The sequence below is a fragment of the Actinomycetota bacterium genome, from assembly GCA_005774595.1.
In the GTDB taxonomy this organism is placed as follows: domain Bacteria; phylum Actinomycetota; class Coriobacteriia; order Anaerosomatales; family D1FN1-002; genus D1FN1-002.
The window spans coordinates 1-1,866 of record VAUM01000351.1; the positions used below are offsets into that span (position 1 = coordinate 1).

The following is a 1,866-nucleotide window of genomic DNA, read 5'->3' on the forward strand; positions in this document are numbered from 1 at the left end:
GTGCCGGCGGCTCCTCGGCCGGGATGACATCGGCGATCTCCGGCGCCAGCTCCGCGACACCCGCGGGCTCGACGACGTCGACCGGCGCCTCGTCCGCGTACTCGCCGACGACGACCGCATGGCCGCCCGCTTCGAGGACCTCGGCGTCCGGGACCGAGATCATCGAGTCCGAGTCGTCCACCGCGGGACGCTCCAGCGCTTCGAGGAGCTCGGCGATCTCGGTATCGGCGGCTGATGGCTCGGGCTCCGGCTCGGGCTCCGGCTCGGGCTCCTCGGCGACCGCTTCGGGCTCGGGCTCCGGCTCGGGCTCCTCGACGACCGCTTCGGGTTCCGGTTCCGGTTCGGGCTCCGGTTCCTCGGTGGCCTCTTGCGCCTCGCCCTCGGTCTCCTCGACCGGCTCTTCCGGCTCGGGCTCCTCGCCCTTCGCGGCGGGAGCGGCCTCCCAGGGCCACTGCGTGTCGCCGTCGCCCGGGGACACCCCGGCGAGCAGCATCTCGGGCGCGAGGGCGTCGACCAGCGGGCCGCGCTCCTCCTCCGCCTCGATCTCGGGAGCGCGGGAGCGTCCGCCGCGACGCTTCGCCCGCGACTCGGGCGGCCCGACGGACTCGGGCGGAGTGATGCCCTCCCCCTCCATCGTGTCGGCAGCGCGCTTGAGCGCCGATGCGAGGCCGCCCTCCTCCGGCTCGGCCTCCGGCTCAGCCTCGGCCGCTGCCTCCTCGGCAGGCGCTTCGGCCTCCGCCTCGGCTGCCTCGGCAACCTCCTCGGCTACGGCCTCATCCTCGTCCTCGTCGCCGCCGCCCACGAGCAACACGGGCGTGGCCTTGTCCAAGTCGATCAGGAACACGTCATCGTCACGGTGCGCACGCACGATCTTCGGCGGCAGCGCCCCGAGCGCCTTCTGCGCCTGCTTGAGCGTGCCGAAGACCTCGTCGGTGATCAGGCTGACCGAGCCGGTCTCGGTGTCGCGCCCGATGATCAGGAACGCCATGTCGCACCTCGCAAGGAACGGTGTGGGGTGGTTGCCGTAGGAGTTCACATCCTAGTGCTGTCCGCGCCCCGCGGCAACGGCTTCTCGCGGCCGAGACAGGCGGCGCGTGCTAGGATTCCCGCAGGAAGATCACGCCTGCGACCACGGAGAGCGCCGCGCCCATGCTGAGCGGCACCCGCCTCGACCGCGGCGCCTTCGTCGCCGTCGACATCGAGACGACGGGGTCCCGCCCGGGCATCCACAGCATCATCGAGATCGGCGCCGTCCGCATCGAGGGCGGCCGGCTCGTCGCCAGCTTCGCCGCGCTCGTCGCTCCGAACGACCCCGTACCGCCCGCCGTCGAGGCGCTCACCGGCATCACCCGCGAGATCCTGCTCGGCGCCGTCGCGCTGCCCGAGGCGCTCGAAGCGTTCCGCGACTTCGCCGAGGGCGCCGTGCTCATCGCGCACAACCACCGCTTCGACCTCGGCTTCCTCGACTACGAGTCCGAGGTGATGTGGGGCCGCGCGTTCCCCCGCCCCGTGCTCGACACGCTGTCGCTGGCCAACCGCCTCCACCCCGAGGATGACCGCCACAACCTGCGCGACCTCGCCGCCCGGTACGCCACCTCGTCGACGCCCACCCACCGCGCGCTCGCCGACGCGCGTGCGGCCGGAGAGGTCTTCCTCGCAATGACACCGGCCCTCGAGGCACGGGGCCTGCGGACGGCGGCGGACGTCGCGGCGTTCTGCGGCATGGCCGGGCAGGGATCGCTGGCCAAAGCGTTGCCGCTGACCACCCGCCTGCCCGACGCGCGCGGCGTCTACGTCTTCCGCGACGCCGAGGGGCGCGTCGTGCACGTCGGGCGCGCGAAGAACCTTCGCATCAAGGTCCGGAGT

General features: G+C 73.1%; 1 protein-coding gene and 1 pseudogene. One reads left to right on the top strand and one right to left on the bottom strand.

The features are described from left to right. Positions 1–217 precede the first annotated feature (217 nt). A pseudogene (locus FDZ70_10000) lies at positions 218–412 on the bottom strand (energy transducer TonB). Positions 413–1,149: 737 nt separating this feature from the next. Between FDZ70_10000 and FDZ70_10005 the strand changes: the two are divergent. Continuing rightward, positions 1,150–1,866 (top strand): endonuclease (locus FDZ70_10005; GenBank protein TLM68387.1); only part of this gene is annotated, 717 nt, incomplete at its 3' end.